The organism is uncultured Candidatus Kuenenia sp. (genome assembly GCF_900696675.1).
Classification (GTDB): domain Bacteria; phylum Planctomycetota; class Brocadiia; order Brocadiales; family Brocadiaceae; genus Kuenenia; species Kuenenia stuttgartiensis_A.
This window is the reverse complement of record NZ_CAADGZ010000155.1, coordinates 1-6,826: the sequence shown is the minus strand read 5'-3', so window position 1 is coordinate 6,826 and position 6,826 is coordinate 1. Positions and strand designations below refer to the sequence as shown.

Below are 6,826 nucleotides of genomic sequence, written 5' to 3'. Positions count from 1 at the left end.
TTTTTAATTTTTTCCATAAGTATATCGAGGAACGATTTAAACTGGTCATCTTTTTTCAATTCTTCGTTTATTTTTTTTATCGCAAATATCACTGTCGTATGTTTCTTGTTGCCAAAATAATTCCCTATTTGCTGATACGACCAATCCAACTGATTTTTTATTAAATACATGCATATCTGACGCGGAAACGATACCGTCTTCGCCTTCCGGCTCGAATGAAGGTCACTGCGGCTTATGTTAAAATGCCGCAACACCGCACCCTCTATCTCCTCCACCTTCACTACCTTGTCGTCGCCGTAAAAGAACTCCTTCAACACATCTTTGACAAACGCAATGTCTATCTTCCTGTCATTAAACCTGGCATGTGCCGTCAACGTCACCAAGGCGCTCTCCACCTCTCTTACACTATCATCAAACTTCTCCGCAATATACTCCAGCGCCTCCTCCGGAAAATACACATCGTACTTCGACGCCTTCGTCCTTAATATCAACAACCTCGTCGCATACTCCGGCCTCTCTATACGCGCCACCATCCCTGACATAAACCGGCTCGCCAAATTCTCCTTCAACTGGCTTATCTGCTTCGGATGGGCATCGCTCGCAAATATTATCCGCTTTGACGAATCATACAACGCATTAAACGTATGCAAAAACTCCTCCTGCACTCCCTGCTTGTTGGATAAAAAATGAACGTCATCTATCAGAAATACGTCCACATTCCTGTATCTCTGCCTAAATGACTCCATCTTCCCTTTCTGCAACGCATAGATAAACTCATTCGTCCACTTCTCCGCAGACATATACACCGCATTCACCGTCTGCTCTTTCCTGACCCGATTCCATATCCCCACAAGCAGATGCGTCTTCCCCACCCCTACATTCCCATGAATAAAAAGGGGATTAAAGGGCGGATACTCCTCCTTTATCATTTCAAGGGCCGCCGTATATGCAAGCCGGTTATTGGGGCCTATCACAAAATCCTCCAGCAACAAACCCTTGTTTAACCCCAGCGCCTTCCTCCCCGTATACGCACCCTTCTCATCAACAACAACATCAGGCTTTTCCGGCAATACGATCTCTTTCTCCTGCTTGTTGTCCAGTATAAACCGTACATCAAGGTCGCTCCTCTTCAGAAACCGCCCTATGTCCTCTTTCAACAAACCGGAAAAATTCTCCTGCAGCCACATCTGGGTAAATACGTTAGGAACGGCAATGCTTGCGTAAGCATCACCTATTGACTCAAGACGGGTATTTTTGAACCACAGATTGAATCGTAATGGGCCTAATTTCTCTCTGACATTCTCAAGAATATCATCCCATATTTTTGAACAAGGTTCCATTGTGATTCCTAATTTCTTGTTGCTTGTTTTGGTTGGATTGTGAATACGCAATCGTACGCGAAGGATTGAGATAGTATCAAAAGAGTTTTTATGTGTCAAAAAAAAACCGGTGCTTTTTTTACCCAAAATTTTTGGCATACCACTGAAACGAATGCAACCCTTGCAGGTATCACATAGTTAAACAAAATGCCCGCTACTTCAAAAAGATGGAAATAATTTTTTTTCTCTCACTTCCTCACCACACTTTTTTATCGCCGTTGTATTTGAGGTTCCATAAGTCGTATCAGTACATCATATTATCGCTGCTTTGCCTTCGCGATATCCATTTACCCCTCCAAGTCGCTCCGCAAATTATCCCGCGCACAGTTCCTGTTCTCTACCCTCTCAAAGCGGGAAATCAATTGTGGATAATATGTCAGTAACTTTCCTCACCCTTTGTATGGTTTCTTCTCGTTAATACCTTATTTGTAAGACAATACACCCCTTCCTATCTCTTCATACAATTACCTCTCCAAATGTGTTTATTGTATGTGCATTGTTTTGTAAATAACATGGATTTCTTCTTCTCTCTAATCAATCGTAGATTTATTTTTTCTTGCTAGTTTTCACAATAAAAAATATATCCTTTAAAATATAGCGTCTTGAGGTTAAAATATTTTTTTCTATAAAAAACTTTTATATGCTGTTTTTTAAAACGTCCCCTATTCTCTGGCACCCTAAAACCACATCATGTTTATACGTAAATTATCATACCTATCATTACTCTTTTGTATTTTAATTATCGGTTGCGGCAATAAAGCTGACTCGTTTAATAAAAAAGGGCTTTCTTTTTTTGAACAAAAAAAATACGATGAAGCAATTGACGCATTTAAAAAGGCATTGGAAATAAATAAGAATCACTATGATGCCCATTATGGTTTAGGCGTAGCCTATTACACAAAAGGGATGATAGACGAGTCGCTAACAGAACTAAAACGCGCTATTGAACTTAATCCTGAAGAGCCAAAGGTCCGCTATAACATTGCGTTTGCATATATGGCAAAGCAAATGACCATGGAGGCGATACAAGAATATAAAACGGCTATTGATTTATTTTCCTCTAAAAAAGACGTCAAAAAAGAAGCGGAGGCACACCTTTACTTATCGGTTGCCTATAGTCTGATGGAAAATCATGATGAAGCTCTTTTGGCATGTAAAAAAGCAATAGCGCTTAATCCGGAACTGGAAGACGGACACTATTTCCTGGGCGTCTGCTATTACAAAAATAATATGTATGATGAAGCAATTGCTGCGTTAAAAAAAACAATAATGCTGAATCCGAAAGCAGAAAAAGCACATAGTGTTCTGCATGTAATTTATGATAAACTTGGAATGGTTGAAGAGGCAACCAGTGAAAGGTTTATTTTACAACAGTTTACTCAGGAAAGAAGGAATAGAGATTAATCTCAAAGCACAGCAAAATCGCAACGAAAGAGAACCACTCCTCTTTACCCTCCTTCACAAGGAGGAGATGCAAAACCCCCTACAAAAAAGAATTTTTTACAGAATAATACGATAGTATTACATTTATAAACCGTTTATTTAATTATCTGTTTATTCAACGAGTGTGTGGAGGATAAATGACGTGGAAAAGGATGTTGCACGGGTCGTAATCAGCGAGAAACAAATTAAGGATAAATTAATCGAATTATCAAGTACTTTGATTAATACTTATCAAAATAAAGAATGGACGATTATTGCAATACTTAACGGAAGTCTCGTATTTCTTGCAGATTTGATTCGCCATATTCCTTTTTCAATAAGATTGGACACCATAGACGCCTCAAGTTATGGTGATTCGACTATATCGAAAGGGGAGGTTAATATTATACATAATTTTAAAATTGATATTGAAGGCAAACATGTTTTAGTAATAGATGACATTGTTGATACGGGAAATACGTTGAAAAAAGTTTTAGCAGATATTAAAAAATATGCCCCTGCTTCCTTGAAAAGCTGTGTGCTTTTAAGCCGTAGCGGAAGACGTCAAAATAAAATTAAACCTGATTATTGTTGTTTTAATGTTGGAGATGATTTCGTTGTTGGTTATGGTCTCGATTACAATAACAAATATAGAAATTTACCCTATATAGCAGTACTCAAAGGCGAGTGCTATAGCAGAAACGGATGTCCTTAGACCTTGCATCATAAGTATATTGCCTGAATTCCGCCTCCTGCGGAATTTCACTAACAAAAAAGTTTGGCCGTGTCACCCATCATACCGCTATTAAGATGTTATATTAGATTTCTCTAAAAACAGATGCGTTTAACTATACTTCTTGCATAAAATGTCATTATATACCATTGACGATAAAAATGCCTGCCATCGCACAAAGAAAATAATGTTGCTGTTTCCACCGGATTGGTTTCCTTCTGAACCATATTTAAGCCTTCCCTCTCTTACTGCTGTTTTGCGGTCTGCAGGCCATCTTGTCGTTCAAAAAGATGTAAATCTTGAGATGTATGACTGGTTTTTCAGCAGTAACGGTCTTCAACTTATTTTTGAAAAGGCGCCGAAACAATTAGAAAGATTGAAAAATAAATCGGCGCTGTTAGGATTGGACGATAATGACAGATCACTTAAACATGCATTAACCGGTTGTACAAAAGCCCGTATTAAAGAATTGTCGCAACATGCTGAAGAAGCAAAAAAGATCGTAACTTCTCCGGACTTTTTCGATATAAAAAAACTTGAATGGGCTATCAATATTTTCCATGAAGTAACCTCCTTCATCTCACTTGTATACGCCCCTGCAATTATTCGCCTGCCACCAATGGAAACAACGCTGCCCTATAACACTTTTATATCCTCAGAGCTTCTGAAAGCAATAAAAGATGCTCAGGTAAACGTTTACAGGGATGTTTATAAGCAGATTTTGCAACCGTCTATACACGCAGAAAATCCGGACATTATTGGAATTTCAATCGTTCTCAAGCAACAGCTTATATCTTCATTGACTTTTTGTTCACTTATCAAAGAAGATTTTCCACATATTCACATCACCATCGGCGGAAATACGATAACGCGGCTTCGTGACATATTGCCGGAAAAGCCTGATCTGTTTGCTGTTTTCGATAGTGCCATAGTCTTTGAAGGAGAAACCGCGTTGCTTAAGCTTGTTGAGACACTCGGTACTACACGAAATCTTGCAACCGTTCCAAACGTAATATTCAGAGATGCGTCAGGCATACATACTTCTCCATTAATAATGGCAGAAGATGTAACAAGACTGCCTGTTCCTGATTTCGATGGTTTGCCATTAGAAAAATATTTTGTCCCAGAATTAATCCTCCCTTACATTGCCACAAGGGGCTGTTATTGGGGGCGTTGTAAATTCTGTGATCATGGAGAGGGGTATACCGCCGGCTACAGGGCAAAAAAGATCAGCCAGATTATTGATGATATCCATTATCTTCAAAACAAGTATCACACACATAATTTTCACTTTCCCGACGAATCATACCCTCCGGCTTTATTTAAAAAACTCTCTTATGCATTGATAAAAAACAACATGAACATTGCATGGATGACCCATTTAAGATTTGAAAATAGTTTAACAAATGAAGAAATCTGGGAAACTGCTGCAAATGCCGGTTGCAAGTATTTGCATTTAGGCTTTGAGTCAGGAAGTGAACGGATATTAAAACGAATGGATAAGTCAACAACTACAAATATTATGCGCAAAATGCTTAAAATCTCTTCTAATGCCGGCATATGGAATCATGTAATGGGCTTTTTCGGTTTTCCGGGAGAGTCCTATGAAGACGCACAACAAACAATACAATTTTTGGAGGAAAATAAAGAATTTGTACATTCGATAGGATTCGGCACATTTGATCTCTGCAAGTATGCACCAGTAACCAAAGAAAATAATACCTTTGGCATTACCTACTATAAGAATCCTGAATGGGATCTTGCGTTAAATTATTATTACACGGTTGACGAAGGACTTGGTATTGAAGATTCAGAAAAATTACTAGAAGCATTTGAAAAGAATCATTATGAGGGTTGGGATTTAAGGATATTTATCAGAGAATATGTGTTTTTATATGTGGCGCATTACGGGACAAACAGGCTTTATTCATTGCTTTGCAATTCTCAAAACAGGAACATTCCCGATTTTTTGTAACTCTTTACACCTGCCTGTCGGCACACTAGTACTGTACCACAAGCATCCTGCTTGTGATATTTGTAACTCGATCTGGAAGCTTGAGTTACTATTACCCCTTAATTGCTTTTTTACAAAAAATCGGGAATGTACCCACCCGTGTTATGTTGCACCGTCATTATACGAAAACCCCCTAATGTCAAAGCTCACCAGCAACTACTTCGCCGCCTTCCGGTGGAGCGCCGTGTTATGCGATGCTTTGCATACGGTTTGCGAAGTCACGGCTGGAAGTAGCAGGAGGCAAAGGTATTCCTTCTTTCCGATACAGTTCGATGGCTTCCTCAACAATCTGACAAAGTTCTTCAAAGACCCGTTGCTCGTCATCGCCGTGACAACCTCCATAAATCAGTCCCGGCGCACTCCCTATATAACACTGATCTTCTTCGGACCATTCGACGATTTTCGCGTATTTTGCGCTGTCTTTCATTTTTTTAACTCCTCCAGTGCCAAGCGTACTGCTCGCACCTGATATTGCTTTTCATCGTCATCAGGTTTGCCTGAAATTGTAATAGGTTTAGGCACGTTTGAGTGAAAAAAATTCCTATGGCTGCCTTTACCACCTCTATTTACGAAGCCTTCCTTTTCTAATTCAGCAATCAGTTCCCTTACCTTTGGAGGCATCAACGTATTCCCATATTTTCAGCAGTTTAACGACTGAGCTCAACCGCGCCGCTTTTTGGCGCCGGCTGGTGTAGCGCCTTGTAGAGCGTTTTCTGTTGACAATGTTTTCCATTGCGCCTGTGTCGTATATGCAGAAAGGTCCGCTCCGCAGTCCCATTCGACAAAGTACCCCCTGTTGTGAACTCGTTCGAATTCAACTCTGTCGTTTAGTGGCGCGAAGGCCTCTGATTCCAAGTAAGGTTTTACGTCAAATAAACCTGCTCCTCCATCTTCTGCTTTGACGTACAGTGTGTAATAATTGTCTTTGGGAACAATTCCTACAATGTTCATTGGTCAAGTCCTCGAATTGGAAACGTTTTTTTACCATTAACTGCCAATTGCCAGCCAGCAAGTAAATCATCCTGATGTATTTCAATCCATGCGACGACTAACTTGTGCTTCTATGGCGGAAGCTCACCAGCCAAGACCGTTCCATCATGAATCGAATAGACCGCTACTTGTCCCTGATATTCGGCATGAATATGCGGCACGTTGTACTACTATCCATCAATTTCTTGTTTTTTATGCGTGTTTTTCATGCCGCCATTTCCGTAAGTGCTTTAATATCAAGGGCTGAAGCGGTCATCAGTGAACAAGAGAACTTCTGGCCTTTCTCCG

8 protein-coding genes are annotated in these 6,826 nt (G+C 39.8%); 4 read left to right on the top strand and 4 right to left on the bottom strand.

The window, feature by feature from the left end; all coding sequences use genetic code 11:
• Positions 1 to 1,340 (bottom strand): chromosomal replication initiator protein DnaA (gene dnaA / locus QZT26_RS15545; RefSeq protein WP_295103448.1); only part of this gene is annotated, 1,340 nt, incomplete at its 3' end.
• 729 nt (positions 1,341 to 2,069) lie between these two features.
• On the opposite strand from dnaA, the gene QZT26_RS15540 reads away from it, so the two are divergent.
• The 3 genes from QZT26_RS15540 to QZT26_RS15530 all read left to right on the top strand — a co-directional run bounded on the left by QZT26_RS15540 (position 2,070) and on the right by QZT26_RS15530 (position 5,509).
• A complete protein-coding gene (locus QZT26_RS15540) occupies positions 2,070 to 2,783 on the top strand; it encodes a tetratricopeptide repeat protein (protein ID WP_099326581.1) in 714 nt (237 codons plus the stop codon).
• Positions 2,784 to 2,964: 181 nt separating this feature from the next.
• Positions 2,965 to 3,516 (top strand): hypoxanthine phosphoribosyltransferase, encoded by a 552-nt coding sequence (hpt, locus tag QZT26_RS15535; protein WP_295103444.1) that lies wholly within the window; start codon positions 2,965 to 2,967, stop codon positions 3,514 to 3,516.
• Between the two features lie 151 nt (positions 3,517 to 3,667).
• Positions 3,668 to 5,509, top strand: coding sequence for a radical SAM protein (locus tag QZT26_RS15530; protein ID WP_295103442.1), 1,842 nt, complete (start codon positions 3,668 to 3,670; stop codon positions 5,507 to 5,509).
• Between the two features lie 226 nt (positions 5,510 to 5,735).
• On the opposite strand, the gene QZT26_RS15525 is transcribed toward QZT26_RS15530, so the two are convergent.
• Genes QZT26_RS15525 through QZT26_RS15515 form a run of 3 tightly spaced genes read right to left on the bottom strand, consistent with a single transcriptional unit; the run spans position 5,736 to position 6,499 of the window.
• Positions 5,736 to 5,975 (bottom strand): hypothetical protein, encoded by a 240-nt coding sequence (locus QZT26_RS15525; RefSeq protein WP_295103438.1) that lies wholly within the window; start codon positions 5,973 to 5,975, stop codon positions 5,736 to 5,738.
• Complete coding sequence (locus QZT26_RS15520) at positions 5,972 to 6,169, bottom strand: type II toxin-antitoxin system HicA family toxin (protein ID WP_295103436.1); 198 nt, start codon at positions 6,167 to 6,169, stop codon at positions 5,972 to 5,974. Before QZT26_RS15520 ends, QZT26_RS15525 begins: the two co-directional genes overlap by 4 nt.
• Positions 6,170 to 6,208: 39 nt before the next feature.
• On the bottom strand, positions 6,209 to 6,499 hold the full coding sequence (locus QZT26_RS15515) for a DUF2442 domain-containing protein (RefSeq protein WP_295103435.1): 291 nt from the start codon (positions 6,497 to 6,499) through the stop codon (positions 6,209 to 6,211).
• A gap of 146 nt (positions 6,500 to 6,645) precedes the next feature.
• Here QZT26_RS15515 and QZT26_RS15510 point away from each other — a divergent pair.
• Positions 6,646 to 6,826: hypothetical protein (locus QZT26_RS15510; protein ID WP_295103433.1), on the top strand; the 181-nt coding region annotated here is incomplete at its 3' end.

Coding starts and splice junctions, on each gene's coding strand:
- QZT26_RS15540 (WP_099326581.1), top strand. CDS start 2,070: ATGTTTATACGTAAATTATCATACCTATCATTACTCTTTTGTATTTTA.
- QZT26_RS15530 (WP_295103442.1), top strand. CDS start 3,668: ATGTCATTATATACCATTGACGATAAAAATGCCTGCCATCGCACAAAG.
- QZT26_RS15525 (WP_295103438.1), bottom strand. CDS start 5,975: ATGAAAGACAGCGCAAAATACGCGAAAATCGTCGAATGGTCCGAAGAA.
- QZT26_RS15520 (WP_295103436.1), bottom strand. CDS start 6,169: ATGCCTCCAAAGGTAAGGGAACTGATTGCTGAATTAGAAAAGGAAGGC.
- QZT26_RS15515 (WP_295103435.1), bottom strand. CDS start 6,499: ATGAACATTGTAGGAATTGTTCCCAAAGACAATTATTACACACTGTAC.